The sequence below is a fragment of the Erythrobacter sp. JB2-19 genome (assembly GCF_057365005.1).
Map to the genome: position 1 here is coordinate 1,766,422 of NZ_CP200290.1, position 25,550 is coordinate 1,791,971.

Below are 25,550 nucleotides of genomic sequence, written 5' to 3' on the forward strand. Positions count from 1 at the left end.
GCGACTAGCTTTTACTCGTCGAAGTGTTAAAATTCCTTCTAACACTAGTGGAGGCGAGTTTTGCAAAAGCCGATTTTCACCGTCGTAACAATCGCAATAGCGACCGTCAGTGCCCCATCTGCATATGCACGCTTTTTGCAGACTGATCCGATAGGCTACGAGGATCAAGTCAATCTCTATGCCTACGTTGGCAATGATCCGATAAATGGCATCGATCCAACGGGTTTGAGCTGTGTTTCTGCTGAGAGTGGAGAAGGTTTCTCTTGCTCACTCGACGATACAGGAAACTTGTCAGACGATGAAATTGCTGAGGTTAATTCCGCTTATACAAGTGCGGTGAATGAACTGATGAGTAACCCTGACAGACAAGTTTCTATTACTTTGAAGCTTGACGGAAAAGAAGTGAGTTCGACCTTTACTGCGGGCGAGGTCGGGCAGCGCTTGGTTGATGCAGAGGTCGTTGCGCAGCCAGCAAGCACGACTGCCAGAGGTGCGAATCGAGCATATGCTCAAGCTGAAGGAGGTCCAGGCAGTAGGCGTGCTGACGGCTCTCAGACAATTACAGTCTATAGGCGACTTTTCCAGAAAGATGCTTTTGGGCAGCAAACCACGTTTACCCATGAAGGGCTGCATTTAAGTAACGGCCAAGCCGCTTTCGTAGAACCTTTCGGTCGCAACGACCTCCGTAACAGGATATTTAGGAGTCAAGCTTTTGGTTCTCGCCATCGGGCGCCCTACAACGACGCGGCTAAAGTGCTCTTGGGCCGCCCATCGAGATGAAGTTTTGGATGGCAGCGATAGTTACTGTAGCCTCTGTATCAGGCTGCGAAAAATCTGCGCCCGAAATCAATAAGTGGTCGCACTATGACCATAGAATTGCTTATGTCTCTGAAATAACAAAGGAAGTTGCCCTCTTTGATCTAGAGGCAGGAAACTATGCATACGCAATTTACACCGACGACCCGCAGCGCCCGTATGAGGTAACTGATATAGGTGGGGCGCAGGAACTATGTAGCAACATAGATTTCTTTTGCATTAAAGGGCAAGTTAATATTGCAGTACCTACAAGTGAAATGGAAGAAAATTATAGTTTTAAAGGTATTGAGTGCCAATCTTTTGCCGATCAGGACAACCACGATACGCTTTTAATATCCTGTGAATTTGACGCTAAGCGAACGGTTTTTTTATATGGAAGCAAAGGCGTTGAGCGTTATCAAAATATTTGTGACGCCTGCGATTATTCGCTCTATTTTCTGAATAGTCCTGTCGGCATCTTTCCACCTGTTAGTTGAAGGCTTACTCGCGTGAGGTTGTCGAACTTAGCTTGGTGTTTCGTGATGCTGATCGCCGCGATATGCTCTTCTTCAACATCCGCCCAGTCGCCTGCCGATGTGGTGCACGCTGTCCTATCTGCACCTGATAGCGAGTTGAGCTACGAGCGTGCAAAGCTGACCTTCGACCGCATCATTGCGCCAGAGTTGGGCGACGCAACTGTTACGGCCGAGATTGACCAGCTCGCCAGTGCTGCGACACGCATAGCGGCGGGCGGCAGCGACGTGGACAAGCTCAAAGCTGCACGGCAGGTCATTTACGAGGCTGGGGCCTGGAACGCGAACAGGCCATTCGTCTACGACCATAACGACCCCTATGGGCAATACCTGCGCAACAAGCTCCTCGCAACATACTTCGATACGCGCCGAGGCAATTGCGTCTCGATGCCGATCTTGCAGCTTATCGTGGCCGAGAGGCTGGGGCTGAGTGTTTCGCTATCGACCGCGCCGCTTCATGTGTTCATGCGCTACACCAACCTGACCAATGGGCGCAGCATTGCCATCGAGTCTACGAGCGGAGGCCATCCCGCCCGCGAGAGCGAATATTTCGAGCAGATGGGCGTGACGCAGGCACAGGTGGATAGTGGTATCTATCTCGGTGTGCTGACCAAGCGTGAGAGCATTGCTGTGATAGCCAGTACGGTCACCGAATGGTTGATGAGCGAAGGCCGCTACGATGATGCCATAGCGGTCGCTGACGTGCTTCTAGAATACTACCCGACCGATGTTCACGCGATGCTGACACGCGGCTCTGCGCATGGTGAGCTGCTCCGCATCGAGTTTATCGAGCGGTTTCCGAATCCACAGACAATTCCACCAAGCTTGCGGCCGCGCTTTCAGATGCTCGCCAGCCAGAACGCCGCAGCTTTCCAGCAAGCAGAGGCGTGGGGTTGGGTTACGCCGACCCGATAGGTTCACCTGTGACCGCTTTCACCCGCCAGATGCAGAAGTTTATATCGAGCTTCAGCATTCTCATATAAAGTCAATCAAGACACCCGAACGTCGACATATAGGAATCGGGCGCAAAACAGGCATGGGATGTCGCTAACACGTCGTCCGGAGTTATAGCCTCATAAGCAATAAACGTCATCCTGAACTCGTTTCAGGATAACAACTGGGCGCGCGTTGCCTAGAAGGTTATCCCGAACTTGTTTCGGGATGACGGATGGCGCGGGGCTTCGCCTTCTCCGTCGCGGCCCGGCTTCGCATTTGCCCTGCGGTCAAATGCTCCGCTGGCCTGCCCCGTCGATCCTCAACGCTTCGCGTCGAGGTCGGCCGGAATACGCGATGCGCTAACGCGCACCGGCTTCTAACTTGTCGCTTTCAAGGAAAGCTCCGGCGATGGACAACTTAACCGCCACGCGCCGTTCCGCGATTGCTCGCGCAATCGCTTCATGCGCCGCGTGACGTCAGTCGGGTTCGGCCAAGGCCGACCCGCTGGCCGGAGTTACAGCCTCTCGCTTCTAGCTTGCCGATAGCTGCGCTATCGCCTGCACTAGGCGCGGGGCTTCACTCTTCCCCCATCCGCAGCGCGGCGATAAACGCCTCCTGCGGAATACTCACATTGCCGTACTCACGCATCTTGGCTTTGCCCTTTTTCTGCTTCTCCAGCAGCTTCTTCTTGCGGGAAATATCGCCGCCATAGCATTTCGCGGTCACGTCTTTGCGCATTGCCGAAATCGTCTCGCGGGCAATGATCTTGCCGCCGATCGCGGCTTGCACGGGGATCTTGAACAAGTGGCGCGGGATCAGGTCTTTAAGCCGCTCACACATGCCGCGGCCACGCTCCTCCGCAACCCCTGAATGGACGATCAATGACAGGGCATCAACCGGCTCATTATTGACCAGAATGTTCATCTTCACCAGGTCGCCTTCGCGCAGGCCAATCTGCTCGTAATCAAAGCTCGCATAGCCGCGTGAAATTGATTTCAGGCGGTCGTAAAAATCAAACACCACCTCATTAAGCGGCAACTCATAGGTCACCTGCGCGCGCCCACCGACATAGGTCAGATCGGTCTGAACCCCGCGCCGGTCCTGGCACAGTTTCAGGATCGCCCCGAGGTAATCATCCGGGGTGTAAATCACCGCTTTGATCCACGGCTCTTCTATCATTTCAATGCGGTTCACATCCGGCCAATCGGCGGGATTGTGCAGCATGATTTCCTTCGCGTCCTCGTTCTTCGTCTTGCCCAATTGCAGACGGTAAACGACCGACGGCGCGGTGGTGATCAGATCGAGGTCATACTCGCGGCTGAGGCGTTCTTGAATGATCTCAAGGTGCAGCAGGCCGAGGAAGCCCGCGCGAAAGCCAAAGCCCAATGCGGCGGAGCTTTCCATTTCAAAACTGAAGCTGGCGTCATTCAGGCGCAGCTTGCCGATGCTCTCGCGCAGCTTCTCAAAATCCGCCGCATCGACCGGGAACAGGCCGCAGAACACCACCGGCTGCACTTCTTTATAGCCGGGCAAAGCTTCGGTCGCGCCGCCCTTCACCGTGGTGATCGTGTCACCCACGCGGGCCTGCTCCACCTCTTTGATTTGCGCGGTGATGAAACCGATCTCGCCCGGGCCCAGATCGTCCAGATCTTCGCGCTTCGGCGTGAAACAGCCGACGCGGTCGACAAGGTGCTGCGTGCCGCCCTGCATAAAGGTGATGTTCTGGCCCTTTTTGAGGAAGCCCTCGATCACGCGAACCAGAATGACCACGCCGAGATAGGGGTCGTACCAGCTGTCGACGAGGCTCGCCTTCAGCGGCTTGTCGCGCTCTCCTTTGGGCGGCGGGATTTTGGCGACGACGGCCTCCAGCACGTCTTCGATCCCGATGCCGGTCTTCGCGCTGGACATGACCGCTTCGGACGCGTCGAGGCCGATGACCTCCTCGATTTCCTCACGCACGCGCTCCGGCTCTGCAGCGGGCAGGTCGACTTTGTTGATGACGGGTACAATCTCGTGGTCATGCTCAATCGATTGGTAAACATTGGCGAGAGTTTGCGCCTCCACCCCTTGCGCGGCGTCGACGACCAGCAATGCGCCTTCGCATGCGGCCAGGCTACGGCTCACTTCATAGGCGAAATCGACATGGCCCGGCGTGTCCATCAGGTTGAGCTGATAGGTCTCGCCATCCTTCGCCTTGTAATTAAGGCGCACGGTCTGGGCCTTAATGGTGATCCCGCGCTCCTTCTCGATGTCCATGTTATCAAGGACTTGCTCGGACATCTCGCGCGCGGTCAATCCGCCCGTAAACTGGATCAGGCGGTCGGCCAGAGTCGACTTCCCGTGATCGATATGAGCGATGATCGAGAAATTGCGGATTTTTGAAAGGTCGGTCATTGGCTGTGCCAATTAGCGAGCCGTGCTGCCCATGTCATTCGCGAAAATCGCAACACCCTCAAAAGAGCGTGCAAAACCTGAAGTAACTATGCCGCCTCAGGCTTTGGCGTGTTGGCATAGCCGAACTGCGGCACACTGCCGCCGCCTTGGCCTAGCATACCGCCCTCCATGCCCTTGTAGCTCCCCTGAGAGAGCGCCGCTAATGGCGCACCGGCAGATGCCAGAGCATAGGGCGAGACCCGATTGCGCGTGCACAACCCGCCAGAGCCATCATCAATCAAGTGCTGCTCAAACTCGAGGCCTTGGGTATCAGCGCTCGTCCGGATCACAGTCGTAACCGCCAATTGACCGCCGCCAAGGTCGACGACGAACTGAGTGCCCTTAGGAACATCAGCCAGGCCTTGGATCAAAGCGCCAGTCTTCGATAGATTGCGCAAGGTGACCTCATAGGAGTGATCATCGTGGATCACCTGAATCTTGCGAAATACGGTCCGGCGGCGCGCGCGCTTGGTACGGTCGCTATCAGGTTCGATGTTCCACGCTTCATCGGTCAGCGCGTCAAAGACAGCGTCGATTGTAATGGGATCGGAGTAAATCGGGCCTTGAAGATAGGATATGCCACATTCACCCAGCACGCGGTGCAGTTCCATGGACTCAATGCCATTGGCAACGGTGTTCATTTCCAAAGCGCCAGCTAGTGCGACAATCGCCTTTACCAGGCCCAGCTCCCGGCCATCTTTGTCGGAAGCCTCTGCAATCAGGCGTTCGTCGATCTTGATCGTATCGAAAGGCGCACGGCGCAGGTAAGCAAGCGAGGAATAGCCGCTGCCGAATTCATCAAGGGTTAGCTGAACACCCAGCTTGAACAAAGCAGCCAAAGTCCGGTCTACACCATCAGTGTCACCGAAGAAAACAGCCTCGGGTATTTCCAGCTCGAGCCGTGCAGCGGCAATGTCCGCCTCTTTCAAGGCGTCAGCCACTCCGTCGACAAAGCCATCAGAATTGAACAATTGCACCGGTACATTGACGGAAACCCGCACAGTCTCTGGCCAATTGGCGGCATCGCGGGCGGCCTGCTCAATAGCCCAGCGGCCGACTTCGATATTTTGGCTAGAGCCCTCAAGGATCCCGGCGAATTCTTCCTGATCGATTTCACCGCGCTGCGCATGGTTCCAGCAGATGTGCGCCTCAAGCGCCTCCACATTCATGCCCTGCGTTGCAACAATCGGCTCGTATTTGAGGAACAGCTGATCCTCGCGCACTGCCTCACCCAGACCTTCTTCGAGCCGGCGACGGAAAATCGCCTCGTTTTCGAGTTCACCGGAGAAGAAACGGTACTGCCCGCGCCCCCCATTCTTCGCCGCGTAAAGAGCGAGGTCCGCTGCGCGAACTACCTCTTCGCGGGAAACACCATCGTGAGGCGCGATGGCAATGCCAACTGACGCCCCGATGACGCAGCGCCCCTCTTCTAGGGAGTAAGGCTGTTTGAGCATCGAGATGATCTTCATCGCGACTTCGCCCAAAACGCCGCGGTCGTCCATGTCCGGCAGAAGTACTTGAAATTCATCGCCGCCCAATCGGCCGATCTCGCACTCATGATCGATCGAGCGTTGGAGCCGCGAGGAGACCTGCCGCAGCAATTCATCACCCGCTGCATGACCCAGCGTGTCATTGACCTGCTTAAACCGGTCGAGATCAAGCATGAGAACAGCGCAACTGCGCTTAGCAGTCTGAAATGCTGTAAGCGTGGAATCGATGATTTGTGCCATCCGGTGGCGGTTTGCGAGGCCCGTTAGAGAATCGAATTTCGCGAGGCGAGAGGTCTCTTCTTCGCGATGGAATTCTTGAGTAATGTCGGCACCAGTGCCGCGAAACCCAGTAAAGCGTCCTCGGCCATCTTCAACAGGCCTTCCCGCCAAGCGTAGAACGGCATTGGCTTTGCCTTTTGACGCCTCGACAACAAAGCCAGAGAACGATTTGCGTGCGCCGAGCACCAAGGGAAGCGATTTGGTCCGCCCATCCCCCGCACGAGGATTGAAAACACTAGCCAGCGGCTGTCCAATCAGATCCTCCAAAGGAACATCAATGCACTCCGCAAGTGCGCCGCTTAGATAGGTAAGGTTGCCATCGGCATCGCTCGCCCAGAACCATCCTAAGCCGGAATGTTCCAAGTCATTAAGCATTGCCAGTTTTTCATCATCGGAAAGCGCCGAAGCAGCAACGCCGCGCTTGCTGCGTGACGAGCCATTTCCACCCATTGATGATAAGAAACCCTTCAGGGCCACTTTTGTGTTCCTTTTCAATTTGCTCAGACGGCAAACACTATCTGCTGACTAAGATGTAAACCGCGATGGTTACTATTGCCCTAACGGCCGGGCGCTTGATCTCTTTACTGATTGCTATTGGTCAAACGTCACGCAGCACGTCAAAGCCACCATCTGCGCCGCGCTGTAATTGCGCTGCGAATTCAACACCAATCTTGCTTTCTCGGGACCAGCGCACCTGCGCTTTCACTGATCGGTCCTTTGAGAAGTCAATCTTGATCAAGGTGCCCTCTGGAACATTCCAAACCCCATCGATCATTGCCCCGCCTTCTGAAATTGAACGCAGGGTTGCAGGTGCTCGATAGCCGTCATAACTGACCATAATGCGCCGCAACAAGACCTTGCGGGGAGCGCGGACCGCGCGCGGCCCATCTGCCTTGATGGCGAGATCGCCCGCCACCAGCTCACCCGCATCATTGGCGTTCAAGGCTTTATGATAGATATTGCCCTGAACATGACTGCAGCCGAGCTGCCTGACTAGCTCCAGCTCATCCAGTGTTTCGACACCCTCTGCCGTCGTATCCATCCGCAAGGCTTCGGCGAGACTGGTGATGGAGGCAATAATCGCTCCATTGCGGCTGCCTGTTTCTGTGGCGCCGCGAACGAAGCTCTGATCGATTTTGATCTTATCGAACGGTGCCTTTTTCAGGTACCCCAGCGATGAGTAACCCGTGCCAAAATCATCAAGCGCAAGACGCACGCCAACCCGTTTCAGGCTGGCGAACATGGCCTCGGTACCGGCGCTATCATTGAGGAAAACACTTTCCGTGATTTCCAGCTCAAGCCGCGAGGCCTCAATCCCACTGTGCGCCAAAGCGTTCGCGACAATGGTCGGCAATTCAGGGTTTGAGAACTGAAGCGGAGAGACATTGACGGCGCAGCGAATGCTGTCGGGCCAGCGCGCCAGATCAGCGCAGGCCGTGCGCAACGCCCAAGCGCCGATTTGATCGATCAGGCCAGCGTCCTCTGCAATCGGAATGAATTTCGCCGGAGACTGCCAACCTTTGGTCGGATGATGCCAACGCAGCAATGCCTCAAAACCGGTGATTTTCTCGTTCCCCGCAAAGACGACCGGCTGATAGAACAGTTGCAACTGCCCCTGCGCGATGGCTTCGCGCAGATCTTTTTCCAACTGCGCGCGCGCTTCAGCGGCAGAATGCAGGTCCGCTGCATAAAAACGAAACGTACCTCGTCCTGCATCTTTGGCGGCATACAGGGCCAAGTCGACATTGCGGACCAGCTCCTCATTCGAGAATCCGTGTTCGGGCGAAATCGCAACACCAATAGAAGCACCTATGACAACGCTCTGCCCTTCGATGGAATAAGGCTGAGAGAGGACTGCGATGATTTCATTGGCAAGGTCGCCCAGCATTTCACGCGAATTATATCCGGGAATGATGACTTTGAACTCATCGCCGCCCAAACGGCCACAGCGTCCTTTGCTGCCTACCGTGCGTTCTAACCGCTGAGCCACCTGCTTCAACAAAGCATCGCCCGCCGGATGGCCCAGGGTGTCATTGACTTGCTTGAAGCGATCGAGGTCCAGCATCATCAGTGCACATGCCCGATCACGCTCTCGTGGCGAGCCCAAGATACGCTCCAGCGACTGCGACATTTGCATCCGATTGGCCAGCCCGGTGAGGCTGTCATAGTGGGCCAAGCGTGAGACTTGCTGTTCGCTGCGGCGCTGCTCGGTTAGATCGGAGCCGTGACCGCGAAAGCCGCAGAAATTCTTGAAACTGTCGTAGACCGGCCGCCCGGTTAGGGCCCACCAGCGTTCTGGCGTGGTCCCTGCTGCCCGCAGCTCCACCTCATTGAACGGAGAACGCGCCGAAAGGTGGAACGTCAAGGTGCGTTCTGCCCCTGACGGTCCCGAAGTCATATCGACAATAGCGTTTAGTGGTCGCCCTAGGATGTCTTCAACGGGCTTTTCCAGAATTTCCGCAGCCGAGGGGGAGATATAGCTGATCAGACCGCGCCGATCAGTCTCCCAAAACCACCCTTGGCCGGTTTCTTCAAAGCTGCGAAGAATGTCCTCTGCCCGCGAGGCGAGCCGCTCTCGCGCCTCACGGGCCACTTGGCGGCGATGGGCGCTGAGCCACTCAAACCGCGCGACCAGCATCAATACGATCGCAGCGCCAGCCAATGCCGAGAATGTCAACGGACTTGGATCGACCAAGGCAAAACCGGCCCAAACGCCGAACTTTGCGGTAAACAACGAAACGATGCGCATCCCGAACAGAGCAGCACAGGCAGCGTTGATACAAACGATCGTGCCAACCGCCCACTGCCATGCAAGTCCTTCGAGCACCCACAGACCGAGCACCATACCCGCGCTGAGCATCGGGATGGCAACGCCAGTGAACAACACCACGAGCCGCATGAAATAAGGCGTCTCGTCGCGCCGTTCGAAGGCGGAAAGAGTCCCTCCAAGCGCGAAAATGCCAACAGACAAAACTACGCCAATGATCGCCAAGGCCCCAAGCGGGACCGCGCCCGCAATCGCCCCTGCAATCACATATGCAATGAGCAGAAAGCCCGCGATCACGCGCGGTCGCGGTGGCAGGTAATAGCTATGCTCAGCGTTGGAAGCAGCCTCTTCGCGTACGGTTTCCGGTGCAATCGATGTACGCACACGCTCCGGCCCGCGGCGATCATCGCTGGTGCGATTGGGAGCCTCGGCCCCATTTTTGAGCGATGGAGTGCCGTTGCCCTCTCCACCTTGCTTAGAGATCGCAGTTGTCTGCGCCGAAGGAATACGCGCAGCGCGAGGGCGATTGGCGCCCTTCTCATCGTGGTCCAGATGCAATGGTTTCACCGGCGAATTCATAAACCGGGATTGGCGCGAAGGCGCTTAGGAAACCGTTAATTTGGGCAGCGATATTCGGCCTGATTTTAGCGCGTTTTAACCAAGCCTGCGCGTTTCGAAAAAGAGTGGTTACGGGTGAGCACTCGGTTTCATGGTTAATTTCGGTAAACCATAATTGGGAAGGTCTAAGGACAATACCGCGTTTTCAATAGCCTGCTAGGCTGCGACCCCTGCAGTGCCGCTGATGTCGACCTCGATGAACGCCTTACTCGCCCCTTTGACATTGCCGGCAAGCGCCGCATAGGCATCATTACCCAAGGAGGTCAGCGGCCGCCCAACTGCCTCAATTTGGTAAGGCGACACGCGGTGGCGTGTACACAGACCGTCGGCCCCATCATTAATCAGCGGGGTCTCAAACTCGACACCTTGGCTGAAGCCCTCGGATCGCTTCACAGTTGCTACTGCTAACTGTCCGCCGCCAAAGTCTAGAACGACCTGAGTCCCCAATGGAACGTCCAACAGGCCTTCGATCTTTGCGCCCGTTTTGGAAAGGTTCCGCAACATCACTTTGTAGCGGTGATCATCGTGGATCAATCCGATCCTGCGAAATTCCGTACGGCGATCCGGTCGGTATTTTTCAGGCCCTAACGGCTCATATTCAAACGCGCCGCGTTCAAAACGGTCCAAAACCTCTTGCGCTGGCACAGCGCGGGAGAACAAAATGCCCTGCAAGTGACTGGCACCGCGCTTTTGCACCATCGCAAGCTCGTCTTTGTTTTCAACGCCCTCAGCAACCGTCTCCATGTCCAGCGCTTCTGCAAGGCTGACAATGGCAGCAATGATCGCGGCATTGTTGTTGTCATCAGCTGAACAACCACGAACAAAACTTTGATCTATTTTGATTTTGTCGAAAGGCGCATCACGCAGATAGCTGAGCGAGGAATACCCCGTCCCAAAGTCATCAAGCGCCAGTTTGACACCGAGTTCTTTCAGCTCTCGGAACAATCGGAATGTCCGGTCCAGATCCCCGACGAATACGCTTTCTGTTATTTCCAACTCAATCTGAGCGGGATTGACGCCTGATGTTTGCAGCGCGCCGCGAACAACTTTGACAAAATCATCGGATGCGAACTGAACTGCCGAAACATTCACGGCCGCACGGACTGACTTTGGCCAGAGCTTTACCTGATTGCACACCTCAAGCAGCGCCCATTCACCCAATTCGCGGATGATCCCGACATCCTCCGCCACTGGGATGAAGTCCCCGGGTGAAATCATACCCCGATCACTATGTTCCCAGCGCATTAACGCTTCCATGCATTCGACCGTATGCTTCTCAGCCGTTACGATCGGTTGATAGTGCATTTGCAGTTCGTTTTTGGCGATCGCATCGCGCAGATCTTCTTCAATCCGGTGGCGGTGTTTCACCCCTTCTTTGAGATCGCTGGAGTAGAACCGGTATTGCCCGCGCCCCTCACCTTTCGCCGAATACAGCGCTAGGTCAGCGGCCTTTACCAATTCGTCGGCATCGATCCCGTCATAGGGCGCAATTGCGATGCCCATGGAAGATCCAATGACCGCGCGCATACCATTGATCGAGTAAGGCTGTGAGAGCATCTGAATGACGCGCTGCCCTAAATCACCGAGCACCCCGCGATCATCGATGTCAGGCAAGATGACTTGGAATTCGTCACCACCAAGGCGCCCTATTTCCCCGCGATCACCGATCAGCCGCTTCAGCCGCGCTGCAACCTGTTTGAGCAGTTCATCACCCGCGGGATGTCCCATGGTGTCATTGACTTGCTTGAAACGGTCGAGGTCCAACATCATCAGTGCAACACTGCGTTTCGCGGACCGGAAGGCGGTCAGCGTCGAAGTCAGCTGCTTCGTCATGCGGTAACGATTGGAAAGACCGGTTAGCGAATCGAATTTGGAGAGCTTTTCCGCATCACGGCGGCTTTCATGCGTGGCGCTGATGTCCTTCGCGCTTCCGCGGTAACCAGTGAAATGATCATTCTCGTCAAACTGCGGTTTGGCAGCAATTTCCCACCAGACCTCGCCCTGCGTCCCAGCAAGTCGAACCGTCATCGGAGTAATCGAGTTTCTTGCCGCGAGTACAAATTTCAGTGGCCGTTCAGAACTTTCGGCGGCTTGATCATTGTCCGGCAAAAACAGTTCGGAAAGGGGCATTCCGACCGCGCTTTGCCCCTCTTCAAGCCCCAATTTTTGGGTCGCAGCCTCAGAAAGATAGATCAGCCGACCTTTGGAATCACTCGCCCAAAACCATCCAAGGCCAGCGCTTTCCAAGCTGTCGAGCAGCTCCACCCGGCGTTGCAAATCGCTCGCACTGATAGGCTTGAGCGGCGCTGGTTCAGGCACTTCCTGTTCCGGCTCCGCTGCGGATTTGGTTAGTTTTGAAAACAATCCGGCCACTGAAGTGACTGTCCCTTCCGAATGTGCAGGCGATCTGCGTAAATTCACTTAGGGGACGGCAAATAGCCAAAAATCGTTGAGATTGTTCTAAGTCGCCCTTCACGGACGCGATTGCCCAGCAAAAACTTCAGCCTATTGCCCCTGTTAGACATTGAGTTAGAGTGTGGCTGAATCATGTAAATGGATGATACCAATGGCTCCGCAGAAGCCAGCAGAGGGGATGAGATGCCAGAAAGCACCGTAAAACTCGAAAACGAAGCAGCCCAATCGACCAATGCGTTGGGCCCGTTAATTGGTGTGGCGCGCGAGGATTTCGTCGGCGCGGTCGCTTTGCTGCTGCGTGAGACCGCATCTGATCCGAAACGCCTGATGAAGCACGCTCAAAGCATGGGCGAAGACGTAGTCAAGATCATGACCGGCAAGAGTGAGCTGGCGCCAGACCCAAAAGACAAACGGTTTATGGATCCCGCCTGGCAGTTCAATCCATTCTTTAAAGCGGGCGCACAATATTATCTGGCGGTGCAAAAGGGAATGCGCAGCTGGCTTGAGGAGTTGGAGCTTGATGAGCTGGAGCGCAACCGCGCCAATTTCATTTCCAACATCATCCTAGACAGCCTTTCGCCAACCAATTCGCTGATCGGCAATCCAATCGCGCAAAAGCAGGTGATAAATTCCGGCGGTCTGTCGCTGATCAAGGGTTTGCAAAACGCCTATAATGACCTCGTGAATAACAAAGGCATGGTCAGCCAGGTCGATAAGCGACCCTTCAAAATTGGTGAAAATATTGCAATTTCAAAGGGCTCCGTCGTGTTGCGCACAGACATGATGGAACTGGTACATTATGCCCCGACAACAGATGAAGTGCATGAAGTCCCGCAGCTGACCATCCCGCCACAGATCAACAAGATGTACATCAACGATCTGTCGCCCGATAAATCCGTGGTGAAGTTTCAGGTTGATAACGGCATCCAAACCTTCGTCATCTCCTGGCGCAATCCGACCAAGGAACAGGGCGTGTGGGGCATGGCGGACTACATCCGGTCATGCGAAGAGGCGATGGAAGCCGTGGCTCAGATCACTGGTTCTAAAAAGGTAAATGTTTCAGCGGGCTGTTCCGGCGGTCAAACCGCCTCGGTACTGGCATCCAAACTGGCCGCGCAAAAGAGCGATCTGCTCGGAACACTGACGCTGATGGTTTGCGTGCTGCACCCCAAGCCTACGGACGTGGAGGCGGCGTCGCTCGTATCTGAAAACGGCATGGCACTGGCCCGCAAACGCGCGGAAAAGGCGGGCATTATCAAGGCGGATGACCTCGCCCGCGGCTTTGCCTGGCTACGCCCGAATGACTTGATCTGGAACTATGTAATCAACAATTACCTACTTGGCATGGATCCGCCAGCCTTTGATGTGCTGTTCTGGAATGCGGATGCAACCAACCTTTCAGGTAGTCTGATGGCTGACTTCCTCACATTGTTTGAAACACTTGCCTTCACCAAACAGGGTGAAGTTGAGATGGCCGATCACAAGGTCGATCTGTTCAAGGTCAAATCTGACATGTTCATTCTGGGCGGGGTCACAGACCACATCACCCCTTGGAAGGCGACATATCGCTCCACCGAACTGTTTGGATCCAAGGATGTGACCTATGTCCTGAGCCAGTCAGGCCATATGCAAGCGATCCTGAACCCACCAGGCAATCCCAAGGCCAAGTACTTCATTCAAAAGAAGAAGGGTAAGCTGCCACCGACTGCAGATGAATGGCTGCAAGGGACCGAAGAGGTCAAAGGCAGCTGGTGGCCGTATTGGATGGAGTGGGTTCAGAAACGCTCTGGTAAGACTAAAGCTGCACCGCAAAAGCTGGGGAGCACAAAGTACAAGCCGCTGGACGCGGCCCCTGGTCTGTACGTAGTGGAAGAGGTGTAACGCCCAAGGCGCCTTTAGCGAAAGCATGGGGGCTGCAAAAAATTGCAATTGAGGCGGTGTTCATGAGGGATCGATGAATGCCGCGTCAGCCATATTGAAGGGAATAGAGCTTGGACCGGGCCTCGAAAGACGACGCAATGAAGGACGCCGTAATCGGCCTGCGTGATGTAGGCGGTCGCTCCCTGCGCGTCGCTACGTGGCGGCTGGATAGGGCATCGGAGCATCCGCCCGTCCTGTTCTTCAACGGCATTGGCGCGAATATCGAAGCGGTTGCGCCACTGGCCGCTGCTTTGCCAGAGCGCGCCTTTATCATGTTCGACATGCCCGGCATTGGCGGATCGCCTGATCCGCTTGTTCCTTACACCCCGTGGACGATGTCTTGGACGGCCTCAAAGCTGCTCGATCAACTGGGCGTCGATCTGGTCGATGTGATGGGCATCAGCTGGGGCGGCGGTATGGCTCAGCATTTTGCCATTCAGCATCCTGGCCGCACTCGCCGTCTCGTGTTGATCGCGACCAGTGCAGGTATGCTAATGATGCCCGGCAGCCCAAAAGCACTGACGAAGATGGCCAATCCGCGCCGTTATATCGATCCTGCTTTCATGCAGAAGAACTTTGAAACACTGTATGGTCAAGGCCTAGGCGCGGGTCCGGGTAAATCCGGCCATATGTCGCGCCTCACCCCGCCGTCGCCTCGCGGGTACATGTATCAACTGCTGTGTATGCTCGGTTGGACGAGTGCGCCTGCCCTGCCCTTCATGAAGAAGGACACACTGATCATGATGGGCGACGATGATGCCATCGTTCCGCTGACCAATGGCAAATTCCTGGCCAGCCTGATTCCCAATTCTGAACTGGTCGTGATGAAAGGCGGAGGGCATCTGTTCCTGCTCAGCCACAAGGATGAAAGCGTGGCGGCAATTCGTGATTTTTTAGATCCGCCAGAAACTGATGAAGAGCTAGAAGCGCAAGCAGCTTAACTGTCAGGATCGAAGCTATGCAAGCGTCTGACCCTGCCCCGACAATTCCTGGCCGCCCTGCTCACGGTGAAGGGGGCGCGTTAAGTCGAACCGGGTTTGCCTGGGCTGTCTTTGAGTGGGCGCGCAACCCGTATTACATCCTGATCGTCATCTACATTTTTGCACCCTATTTCGCGCGAGATATTATCGGCGCGGACCTGCTCGCAAGCGGGGAATTGGACAGCCTCGATCCACAAACCGCGCGGCAAACGGCGAACGCTCAAGGTCAGGCGACCATCGCTTCGGTTACCAAATGGGCTGGATTAATCGCCGCTTTGACCGCTCCCTTTCTGGGCGCCGCGCTGGATCGTGGAGGACGGCTGAAACCGGTACTCGCGCTCTCACTGGGCACAATAGTGGTCTGCTCCGCCTTGCTCTGGTTCGCTCAGCCCGGCGGCACTGGCCTGCCCGTATGGGCGATCATGATGCTGCTGGTGATCGCCTATGTTAGTTATACCTATTCTGAGGTCACCCATAATGCGATGCTCTCGGTCGCGGGTGAGCCACAGCGACTTTCTATGATTTCCGGTCTTGGCTTGGGCCTCGGTAATTTGGCGGCGGTGCTTATCTTCCTTGCCATCGCCGTATTGTTCATTCTGCCCGGCGCAATCCAATGGCCATTCCTCAAGCCGCAATTCGGTTTTGACCTTTCCAGCTTCGATCATGCCAGGATAGTTGGGCCCATCTGCGCGGTTTGGCTCGCAGTCTTTTCCATCCCGTTTTTCCTTCATGCCAAGGATCCCGGTGTAGTTGGCGCAAGCTGGCGAATTGCCGTTATCACGGGGTCTCAAGCTGTCCTGAAGACCGTGCGTGAAGCGACCAAATATCCGGATCTCGCGAAGTTCCTAATCGCTCGCATGTTCTATCAGGATGGCATGGCAGCACTGCTGGCATTGAGCGCCGTTTACGTCGCGTTGTTCCTCGATTGGGGTTTCCTCGAAATGCTCTGCTTTGCGATATTCGCATCAGCCTGGGCCTTCCTTGGTGGAATTTTCGGGGGCTGGTTAGACGGGAAGGTTGGTGTGAAGAACGCGCTGATCATCGAAATTCTGGGCATGGTGCTGGCCTTTTCGCTTCAGCTCTCCGTCACGCAAGAAAGCCTGCTCTTTGGGTCGATCGCGAACTATCAGGTGTGGGATGGTTTGGTCTTCCAGTCACTCTCGGACCTGGCCTATCTGTCTCTCGTCAGCATCGTAGCGGTCATGGCCACTGCCAGTATTTCTTCGAGCCGCGCGATGCTCGTAACATTGGCCCCGCCGGGCCGCAGTGGCGAGTTTTTCGGACTTTACGCGATTGCAGGAACGATTACTGTTTGGATGGGACCGTTGCTGGTCGAGATATTTACCACCGCTTTCAACGACCAGAGGATCGGAATGGCCTCCATTTGCTTGCTATTCTCCGCCGGATTGGCTGCGTTGCTATTCGTCAGGATGCCGCATCGAACCTAAGCTAATCATGCCATGATGCACTGGACATAGCTCTGCACTTGAGACACTTTCGTTCTCCATAGAGGAGAGAGAACCATGCCAGCATTCGATCTGATCATCAGGGGCGGCACTATTGTCGATGGCACCGGGGCTGAAAGCTTCGCAGGCGATGTGGCAGTCCGCGACGGTATCATCGTGCAAGTTGGCGACATTCACGGTGACGCCGCGGAAGAGATCGACGCCAGCGGACAAATCGTTACACCCGGCTTTGTCGACATCCATACCCACTATGATGGTCAGGCCACATGGGACCAGGAAATGGCACCATCTAGCTGGCACGGTGTCACCACCGCCGTCATGGGCAATTGCGGAGTTGGCTTTGCGCCCGCCAAGCCAGATCGACACGAATGGCTGATCAGCCTGATGGAAGGAGTGGAGGACATTCCCGGCACGGCTCTGGCTGAGGGCATTACATGGGATTGGGAGACCTTCCCCGAATATCTTGATGCGCTAGAGAAGCTGCCGCGAACCATGGATATTGGCACACATGTGCCTCACGGCGCAGTGCGCGCTTATGTGTTGGGCGACCGCGAGCAACCCGGAGCGGTCCCGACCGATGACGACATTGAAGCGATGGGCAAGATCGTTGAGGAAGGCGTACGTGCCGGCGCGCTCGGCTTCTCCACCTCACGCACGGTTCTGCATAAATCCGTCGATGGTGAGCTTGTCCCTGGCACAACAGCCACGGCTGACGAGCTTGTTGCAATTGGCCGTGCCATGGGACGTGCGCAGGCGGCCGGCGGCCATGCCGTGTTCGAGATGGCTAGCGACCTGCAAAAAGACTGGAACGAGTTTGAGTGGATGGGGAAATTGAGCCGCGAGGCTGGTATTCCGGTCACATTCGCCGCGCTGCAATCCATTGCCAAAGAGCTGCCTCTGGAAGAACAAATCTCTGAAATGCGGGCACAAAACGACAATGGCGCGAACATCGTTGCTCAGATCGCGCTGCGCGGAAATGGCATCATCATGGCGTGGCAAGGGACGGTGAACCCCTTCGCCTTCCGTCCTAGCTGGCAGGAGATCAAAGATCTTGCCTGGCCCGAGCAGAAGGCAAAACTGCTTGATCCCACCTTCAAGGCTCAGCTTCTGTCGGAGGCCAATGACTATTCTGAGGCCCCGGCCGACATCATCCAGGTGGTCATGGTGATCACCCAAGGGTGGGCACTTCAGTACGAGATGGATCCCGATTTCGACTATGAGCCGGATGCCAACGCCAGCGTGAATGCGCGGGCAATCTCAGCAGGCGTCGATCCTCAGGAATACGCCTATGACATGCTGTGCCGCGATGATGCGACCGGCTTCATCTACCTGCCCATCCTGAATTATGCCGATGGTAATCTCGACTTTCTGCTGCCCCTGCAACAGGCCGATGACACGGTGAATTCCCTGTCTGATGGCGGCGCGCATTGCGGCACTATTTGCGATGCTGCCTCGCCCACCTTCATGCTGCAGCATTGGGTGCGAGACCGGAAACGCGACGGGAAGATAAGCCTTGAGCATGCGATCAAGCGACAATGCCGCGACACCGCCGTGCTGTATGGTCTCGAAGATCGCGGCGTAATCGCGCCAGGCTATCTCGCAGATCTTAACGTCATCGATATTGAGCGCCTAAAGCTGGGCCGCCCATGGCTCGCCTTTGACCTGCCCGCTGGCGGCAAACGTCTGCTGCAAAAGGCAGATGGTTACGCCTATACGATCAAGAACGGCGTGGTGACCTTCCGAGAGGGCAAATGGACCGGAGAAGCACCCGGCGGCCTCATCCGCGGCCCGCAAAGAGCCGAACTGGCTGAGGCGGCGGAATAAGGGCGGCCGAGGTCGGCTGATTGAGCACTGTTTATAGGACCAGACTTTCAGCTTACGACCCATGTGTGAACATTTGGCAGACTAACTGGGAACCGAAGACGCTTTGCCGCCCATAACCATAAACCCACGGGCGACGAGTTTAGCCGTCGGTATAGAATTGCCGATTTGTGATATTTGAGAATATCGTTCTCCTGCCTTCGCCGCCTCGATCAGCGACAAGCGCATTAAATCCGACAAAACCACTTAAGCACTGTGCGAGCGCACCAATAGCCTTAGTTGCAGATCATATGCTAAAACAACGTTGGCAGCGCGGCGACGGGAAGTAACCTCATGATTCAGCGAGCACTGGAAGCGATGAAGACACTTGGGGTGACCGAAGCGGCTTGCCTCACCGTCCTTTTCGTAATTGCTGGTTTTGCTAGTCGAGAAATCTGGAAACGGCTATTCCCGACTGCTTACGGTGAATTGGTGTCAATGGAAGTAATTGAAATTCTGTCATATACCGATGAGGACGGAGACCCGTTATACCGCCCGCGGTTTAAAATACTAACGGGTGACAATATAGGCCAGGTCTTCGATCATCGCATAGCAACAAGCCCATGCCTCTATCATCTTCAAGAGCGTGTCGAAGGCTATTTTGACGCTGGCAGACAGCGGGCAATGTCGCGAAAGTCTAGATGGTTGGAGTTGATCGCACTCATAGCGTTCACCATCTTTCTGTTTGTCACGATGTATTTAATCATAGTAAACCACGGTAGGTGAAGAATTTCATGCATGTCCGCCTAGCCTCCAAACCAGACTGTCCGTCGTCAGGACACTCTCAAGCAGTGGTGCGGAAAACATCCACTTCCACCCCCACGAGCTGACTGATGATGACCGCTGTCGTCGATCTCTGAGCGGTCAGTCAGCTTAGTCAGGCTTGTCCAAAAAAACGGTCAGGCACCTCCCGACCCAACTGCGGATGTTGCCCATTAGCCTTCACAGCCATGCAGAGCGCCGATCAACAGACCGCTGGAACCCAGCGGCAAGCGACCGCATCCTCGCTTTCAGCAAGACCTTGCGTCCCTCAGCGCTTCGAGTGAACACCAAGCGTGAAGACCCGACGCGTTCTTTCCAGAGTTCCGCAAACTTCTCGGCACTCTCTTTACGCGCTCCAATGCTTGCGGGGATTGCGTGATAGTCAGTTCGGGCGAACAAGCCCAGCCACGACTCTCTGACCAATACATATCTTGGATTTTGAACCGGCCCCAACACTTCCGCGATCGCCATCATGATCCGACGTTCCGCCGCTCTGCTCACGCCTGTGACCACAATATCTTTCCGACCATCGATACTGGGCCTAATCTCAAACTCTGCGTTCTCATAATCCGCCCCAGCCAACTGACCAGACCTGTTGAGGCTTTCAAGCGCGACCCCGGCGACCTGTGAAAGGCTGTTTTCAAGGGAGCCATTTCGCCAGAGCAAGCGTCCAGCTTTAAATAGTGATGGCAGGCTCGCCAATGTAGCTACGCCGGTTGCTCCCAGCACCACTAATCCTAATGTTTCGAGAGAGGTGACGCCACGCAGTTGGTCTGCAAAAGCCATCCCGGCGCTTCCTGAAGCGGTCCACAGCAAGGATTGGAGGGTGTCATTCCAACTCAAAGAGCGTGGTGCGTAGTTGGGCGCGGCAGTTTCGCGAACATGCGAGCGCGCATCACCTTCACCTAGAGAGTGATTCCACTTGTCAGCTACGCGCTGCCTTTCTCGTGCAAGTGCAAACGTTGCGTCGTTCTGATCAGCTAGGGACTTGGATGGGGCGAGACCGAGCCTACCCAGCCCGCTTTCGATAAGGTTCGATTGCCCGTTGGAGATGCATTCAAACGCTCTGAAGCGACGAGCGACCGTTCCGATATCAGTCAATCCAGCATTACCATGATCGTTAAGCGCCCCCCAATCGAGCGAGGTTGCGATGGCATCTTTAAGTCCCTCCATGCACGGCTCAATCGTGGCTAGATGCCAGATGTTTGATACCTTAGCTGAGTTAGTTGGATCAATTCGTATGGCTCGTCCGCGCATCTGGTTTGAGAGAACGAAAGAGGCTGTGTTGCTTGCAAGCACGAGAGAATTGAGTGCAGGCGCGTCCCAGCCTTGGCCCAGTAGCGATTGCGTCCCGACCAATATGCGGACTGAACCATTCTGAAAGAGAGCGGTGACTACCCTCGTCAGATCAGCTGAACTTGCCGCCAATAGTTCAACGTGAGCGGGGCATGCATCGATGGCTTTTGTCCGAATGGCATCTTTCGGCAAGCCCAACTGCGTAACAATGCGACCTAACTCCTCCGCCGCAAGTTTGGGAATAAGCACCAGACTTCCGGTAAGGACTGCGAGATAGTCTTCGCAAATGCCAGCGCGCCTCAAGGTCTCAAAGATCGGAATGACACCCAGTTTTGCTGGTTCAAACGGGTCAGTGGGTGAGTTCGGAAGTTCTCCGGCGCGAATGTGATCGGAGAGAACCACGAGGTGTAAGTTTTCACCGAGCGCGGTCTCCTCAAGGCGAGCGATCTCACAAATGCTCTGCATCTTGCCGAGGCTTGATGCGAGCAAGCGGAAGACTGAACGGGTATGCGCCAGCCGCACTCGTTTCCCTTCGATCAGCCCATTACGCTGTAGCCTGTTTTCGAGACTGGACCTCGATTTAGCATCAAGAGGAAAAGCGTCCTTCTGACGAAACACCAAACCATCGAGCAGGCGTTCCAGCCAAAACAAAGACAGAAGTGGCAACTCCTTTGCTGATACCCCTAGGAGGTCCAGCGGCTTGGGCGGCAGCGGTCGTCCAGCTGAACCAAGTAAGATCAGGACGGCAGACAGCATCTCAGGTGCATCGAATATGGCCTCAACATGCTCTTGCGGATTGGTCAGCCATGGGTGGTCTGTCAGCCAATCCAGCAGGTCATCGTCGGCGCGCAGATCAAGTTGAAGATCGCTTACTTCGGCGCGGCGGCGGTCCAAAAGTTCAAGGGCATCCTCCGTTGGCTCGGAGAGGATGACCTGATCTTGATGGGGGCACAGATCGCCGTTCCTGACAAGTTCGGGGATGCCGATCTCAAGATCAATCGGACCGCAGAGCGTCTCGTATCGGTTCCATTCAGCAAAGCTGGCATCGTATGGAGGTGTCGCGGTGAGCGCGACAATCTTCACGTCTTCAAGTTCATTCGCCAGACGGTTGAGGCAGTCCCACCATGCTCTCCGCAAGTGATGGGCCTCATCTAAGACCAAGGTGAAGCTACCCTCTTTGTTGAGGTTCTCGATAAGTGATCTAAGTTCGTCAGATCGACGGAAGCTGTCGAGCGATTGATAGGTGGATAAGGTGAGCGCCTTCGGATCGTTCAAGTCGCGCGATATTTCTGCAGGTCCCGGCAAGTCTGCCATGAACAGCGGCGCAAGCCTCTCGCGCCATTGATCGCGGATGGCAAGGCTGGGGGCGAATACCAAAGCAGGCCGGCCCGGGGATCTCACAATCTCCAATCCCAAGACTGTCTTGCCTGCTCCGGGAGCGGCAACGACGTGAAGTCGATCATCGTCGAGATGATCTTCCATCTCGCGAAGAACGCGGGCTTGGTAGTCGCGCCATACCCCTGAAAATTGCATCCGATCGAGCATGAGAGTTTGCTATGAGATTAGTTGCTGCAGGCAAAGCGATAAAATAGCGCGCAATCAACGAACCTCGAAACGTCCGCTCCCACCCCCAACTTCAGACCAACAGAATTAATCTAACGTCACCTTAAAGCAGGTGCGAACCCACCCCTAAGGTTCGATCACGATGCCTTTGGCTGGATCGACATGGCCGCCCACCATTTCCAGATAGGTCGTGCGCGCGGTATCCAGACCGGCATGCCTTTCGATCTGAACCGAGCCGTCCACTGCGCCGAGGAAGCCGTGCCATGTCTTGGCGATCATCATCCCCCCTTCGGCTGGACCATGTTCTTTAAAGAACGATACGAAATGATCCGGGGCAAAGAACAAAGTCGGCTTCGGCCCGGGCAGCCCGCGTTCTGCGCGCATTCCGCCCTCGCCGCGTTCCTCAATATGGGTCGCCCCGACCAGACATGAGTATTTAAGCGCGTCAGAAAAATGCTCGTGAATCTTTGCGAGCAGTCCCGCGTTGCCGGCAAAATCCACCACGACCGCTGGCAGCAGGCTGAGCATGGCCACCTCATCATAGGAGCAGACCTTGTCGTACAGACCGGTACTCTCAACAAATTCGACATTGCCAGGCGACGTCAAACCGACGCGTTTCACATTTGGAGAGTTCTGCTGCGCGACACTGGCAAGGCCCATGGCCGTCTTTGACGATGCGCTGGTCAGGATCACCTGTTCAGCCCCGAACCATTCATTGTTGCGCATGAAATAGTCGATGATGAAGCCCGTTTTGAACAGCGGGCCATAGATCATCCGTTCCGCCTCTTTGCTCGCGTCATGCTCCGGATCTGCGGCGAGACGCGAGTATTGATTGTAAACTGGGCTCATTGGCTGGCGATAATCGGTGGTGTCGATGAAGCTTCCGGCCGACACATTGCCCGGGATCACGTCGAGGTGCGTTGCCATTGGCAGGTATCCATAGACCCGCTCGCCCACTGCAAAATCCTCAGAATTGCTCTCAATGACTTTTGCATGTCCCCACATTGGTACAATGCCGCTGCCCTCGGGTGCGGGGAAGAAATTCCAATACCCAAAGCCGTCGCCGACCACCGCATAGGTGATGTTGTTGGCCGTGACAGAGAAGCTCTCAATTTCGAGCCGAACTGCGCCGCTGGCAAGCTCTTCATTGTCGACCTCAACAAGAGCGGCGTTGGTGAGTTCATCCTTGCGAACGTGGACTTGTTGGACTGTCATGACTGATCTCCTCTTTACGCAGCATGCTAGACGATCACGGCTCGCTTTCCCACCGCGTTGAGGCGATTGAGGGACGCTTTTCGCACATGCGCATCCACTGCTGGAGGCCATCGCATTGCTCAATGCCTACCGCACCTTGCGGGGTCATCTCCAAACCGCGCAGTATGGGGTACAGAAACACATCAGCCAGATCGAATGGCTCGCCGGTCCAGGCACCATCCTTGTCGATCTCCGCTTATAGAAAACCAAGCGCCCGGCTGATCTGAGGAAGCGCTCGCTCAATCTTTGCCTGATCCAGGGGATGTCCGGCATAACGGTGCATGATCCACGGCATCACAAGACCATTTTCAAACAGTGGAAACAGGTAGTTATTGGCGACTGCGACCCATTTATCCATCACCGCTCGTGCCGCCGGATCGGCAGGCTGAAGAGCGCCGCCATTATGCCCATTGTCGAGATATTGCGCGATAGCCACACTCTCAATCAGCTCTAGCCCATCGATCTCAACCACCGGGATTTTGCCGAATGGATGGCGGTTTTGCGGGCTTTTCGCAGGCGTCGGGGTGACTTCATGCGACAGGTCAGCCTCTTCACACGTGATCTCTACGATCCGCGTGTAAGTCGAAATGACAGTTCCAAAAATGTGAACCTGCGCCGTCATTCGATTTCTACGCACTCGACTTGAAACAGGTGCACAGCCCGCTCGTCCCATCGATGAAGAAGTTCACGTGCAGAACTGGGAATATGAGCGGCCGTTGCATCCGGTCCAACGAGCTTCTTGATCGCTTCTTCGTCATTGAAGCGCAAGATCGTGGTGAATTCCGACTCCGTGCTCAAATCCCGCCGCAATATCTCATGGCCCAAGAAGCCAGAACCCGCCTTAGCTGCGATATCTGGCATGATTTCCTGCTTTAACAGGCGTTCATACTTCTCAGTATACTCAAATTTGACCCAACCATGCCAAACTCGCGCGATCACACCCGCATTGGCATCAGGACATACAGAGCCGGTGACTTATCATCCTTGCGGATCAGAGTCGGCGCCCCGGCATCGGCCAGGTGCAGCTCGACCGTATCGCTGTCGATTTGGCTAAGAATGTCCTTCAAGTAATTGGCGTTAAAGCCAATTTCAAAACCTTCGGACTTGTATTCACCAGCCAGCTCCTCCGCCGCGGTGCCATTGTCAGGTGATGTCACTGACAGGGTGACCCGATCCGTATCGAGTCCCATTTTGACTGCGCGTGTTTTCTCTGTTGCGATGGTCGCAACCCGGTCAACACCGTCAAAGAAGCTCTTCGGATCAAGCTTGAGCAGCTTATCATTCCCGGTCGGGATAACCCGGCTGTAATCTGGGAAGGTGCCGTCGATCAGCTTAGAGGTCAGGACAACGCCGCCCTCTCCGCCGAGCGTAAAGCGAACTTTGCTTGCCGACAAGTCGATCTGGACATTGCCGTCCATCGCCTCTTCCAGCAGCTTGCGCAGCTCCGCAACCGCTTTACGCGGTAGGATGACGTCCGGCATGCCCTCTGCACCTTCTGGACGGGCCAGAGTAAAGCGCGCAAGTCGGTGGCCATCGGTCGCAGCAGCCTTAAGCACGGGCTCATCATCATCGGTCACGTGCAGGAAAATGCCGTTGAGGTAATAGCGGGTTTCCTCGGTAGAGATGGCAAACCGGGTCCGGTCAATCATCTCTGCCAAAGTGCGAGCCGGCAGCTCAAAACTGGTCGGCAGATCGCCTTCGACGATCACAGGGAAGTCATCGCGCGGCAGGGTTGGCAGCTTAAAACGGCTACGGCCTGCCTTCACTTCCATCCGATTTTCAGCCGTTTCCAGGCTGACCTGGCTGCCCTCTGGCAGCTTGCGCGCAATATCGAACAGCAGGTGCGCGGAAACGGTGATCGCCCCTGCCCCTTCGACCGAAGCGGCGGCCATGGTCTCAACCACCTGCAGATCGAGATCGGTCGCCATCACCTTCACACTGCCGCCATCGCTGGCATCGATCAGGACGTTGGACAGGATCGGAATGGTGTTGCGGCGTTCAACAACCGACTGAACATGGGAGAGACAACGCAGGAGCGTCGCGCGTTCGATCGTAGCCTTCATTGCTTAGCCTATTACCCTTACTTTGCATGACGCGCTCTAAGGGCAGGAATCGCCCAATCGCGCCGGAATTCCTCTGAAGACCTTAGCGGGGCTGAACCCACGGGCAAGCTTGGGGTGTTA

General features: G+C 55.6%; 17 protein-coding genes. 7 read left to right on the top strand and 10 right to left on the bottom strand.

Annotated features, from left to right (window positions below):
• The first annotated feature begins 60 nt into the window (after positions 1 to 60).
• From AC0V6O_RS08410 to AC0V6O_RS08420, 3 genes are read left to right on the top strand one after another with little or no spacing between them, the layout of a single operon-like run.
• Positions 61 to 780 (top strand): RHS repeat-associated core domain-containing protein, encoded by a 720-nt coding sequence (locus AC0V6O_RS08410; RefSeq protein WP_486143169.1) that lies wholly within the window; start codon positions 61 to 63, stop codon positions 778 to 780.
• A gap of 8 nt (positions 781 to 788) precedes the next feature.
• Complete coding sequence (locus tag AC0V6O_RS08415; protein WP_486143171.1) at positions 789 to 1,292, top strand: hypothetical protein; 504 nt, start codon at positions 789 to 791, stop codon at positions 1,290 to 1,292.
• 45 nt (positions 1,293 to 1,337) lie between these two features.
• A complete protein-coding gene (locus tag AC0V6O_RS08420; protein WP_486143173.1) occupies positions 1,338 to 2,243 on the top strand; it encodes a transglutaminase family protein in 906 nt (301 codons plus the stop codon).
• 597 nt (positions 2,244 to 2,840) lie between these two features.
• Here AC0V6O_RS08420 and lepA read toward each other — a convergent pair.
• The 4 genes from lepA to AC0V6O_RS08440 form a co-directional block, all read right to left on the bottom strand.
• The gene (gene lepA, locus AC0V6O_RS08425; protein ID WP_486143175.1) at positions 2,841 to 4,658 is read right to left on the bottom strand and encodes a translation elongation factor 4; all 1,818 of its coding nucleotides are present in this window, start codon (positions 4,656 to 4,658) and stop codon (positions 2,841 to 2,843) included.
• Between the two features lie 86 nt (positions 4,659 to 4,744).
• The gene (locus AC0V6O_RS08430) at positions 4,745 to 6,943 is read right to left on the bottom strand and encodes an EAL domain-containing protein (RefSeq protein WP_486143177.1); all 2,199 of its coding nucleotides are present in this window, start codon (positions 6,941 to 6,943) and stop codon (positions 4,745 to 4,747) included.
• A gap of 121 nt (positions 6,944 to 7,064) precedes the next feature.
• A complete protein-coding gene (locus AC0V6O_RS08435; protein ID WP_486143179.1) occupies positions 7,065 to 9,812 on the bottom strand; it encodes an EAL domain-containing protein in 2,748 nt (915 codons plus the stop codon).
• 195 nt (positions 9,813 to 10,007) lie between these two features.
• On the bottom strand, positions 10,008 to 12,224 hold the full coding sequence (locus AC0V6O_RS08440; RefSeq protein ID WP_486143181.1) for an EAL domain-containing protein: 2,217 nt from the start codon (positions 12,222 to 12,224) through the stop codon (positions 10,008 to 10,010).
• Between the two features lie 180 nt (positions 12,225 to 12,404).
• On the opposite strand from AC0V6O_RS08440, the gene AC0V6O_RS08445 reads away from it, so the two are divergent.
• The 4 genes from AC0V6O_RS08445 (at position 12,405) to AC0V6O_RS08460 (ending at position 18,456) form a co-directional block, all read left to right on the top strand.
• Positions 12,405 to 14,147 carry a PHA/PHB synthase family protein gene (locus AC0V6O_RS08445; protein WP_486143183.1) on the top strand — a complete coding sequence of 581 codons (1,743 nt, stop codon included), beginning with the start codon at positions 12,405 to 12,407 and terminating at the stop codon, positions 14,145 to 14,147.
• A 137-nt stretch (positions 14,148 to 14,284) separates the two neighbouring features.
• Complete coding sequence (locus AC0V6O_RS08450; protein ID WP_486143185.1) at positions 14,285 to 15,127, top strand: alpha/beta fold hydrolase; 843 nt, start codon at positions 14,285 to 14,287, stop codon at positions 15,125 to 15,127.
• Positions 15,128 to 15,144: 17 nt separating this feature from the next.
• Entirely contained in the window at positions 15,145 to 16,614 is a 1,470-nt protein-coding gene (locus tag AC0V6O_RS08455) for an MFS transporter (RefSeq protein WP_486143187.1), read from the top strand.
• Positions 16,615 to 16,689: 75 nt separating this feature from the next.
• Positions 16,690 to 18,456: an N-acyl-D-amino-acid deacylase family protein gene (locus tag AC0V6O_RS08460; protein WP_486143189.1), complete on the top strand. Its 1,767-nt coding sequence runs from the start codon at positions 16,690 to 16,692 to the stop codon at positions 18,454 to 18,456.
• Positions 18,457 to 19,434: 978 nt separating this feature from the next.
• Here AC0V6O_RS08460 and AC0V6O_RS08465 read toward each other — a convergent pair.
• From AC0V6O_RS08465 to dnaN, 6 genes are all read right to left on the bottom strand, one after another.
• Positions 19,435 to 22,095 carry a DEAD/DEAH box helicase family protein gene (locus tag AC0V6O_RS08465; RefSeq protein WP_486143191.1) on the bottom strand — a complete coding sequence of 887 codons (2,661 nt, stop codon included), beginning with the start codon at positions 22,093 to 22,095 and terminating at the stop codon, positions 19,435 to 19,437.
• Positions 22,096 to 22,239: 144 nt separating this feature from the next.
• Positions 22,240 to 23,328: a DUF2855 family protein gene (locus tag AC0V6O_RS08470; protein ID WP_486143193.1), complete on the bottom strand. Its 1,089-nt coding sequence runs from the start codon at positions 23,326 to 23,328 to the stop codon at positions 22,240 to 22,242.
• Positions 23,329 to 23,362: 34 nt separating this feature from the next.
• Positions 23,363 to 23,557 carry a hypothetical protein gene (locus AC0V6O_RS08475; protein WP_486145564.1) on the bottom strand — a complete coding sequence of 65 codons (195 nt, stop codon included), beginning with the start codon at positions 23,555 to 23,557 and terminating at the stop codon, positions 23,363 to 23,365.
• 6 nt (positions 23,558 to 23,563) lie between these two features.
• Positions 23,564 to 23,989, bottom strand: a complete 426-nt coding sequence (locus AC0V6O_RS08480; RefSeq protein ID WP_486143195.1) for a glutathione S-transferase family protein — start codon at positions 23,987 to 23,989, stop codon at positions 23,564 to 23,566.
• On the bottom strand, positions 23,986 to 24,228 hold the full coding sequence (locus AC0V6O_RS08485; RefSeq protein WP_486143197.1) for a hypothetical protein: 243 nt from the start codon (positions 24,226 to 24,228) through the stop codon (positions 23,986 to 23,988). Before AC0V6O_RS08485 ends, AC0V6O_RS08480 begins: the two co-directional genes overlap by 4 nt.
• Positions 24,229 to 24,302: 74 nt before the next feature.
• Entirely contained in the window at positions 24,303 to 25,430 is a 1,128-nt protein-coding gene (gene dnaN / locus AC0V6O_RS08490) for a DNA polymerase III subunit beta (RefSeq protein WP_486143199.1), read from the bottom strand.
• Positions 25,431 to 25,550: the final 120 nt, after the last annotated feature.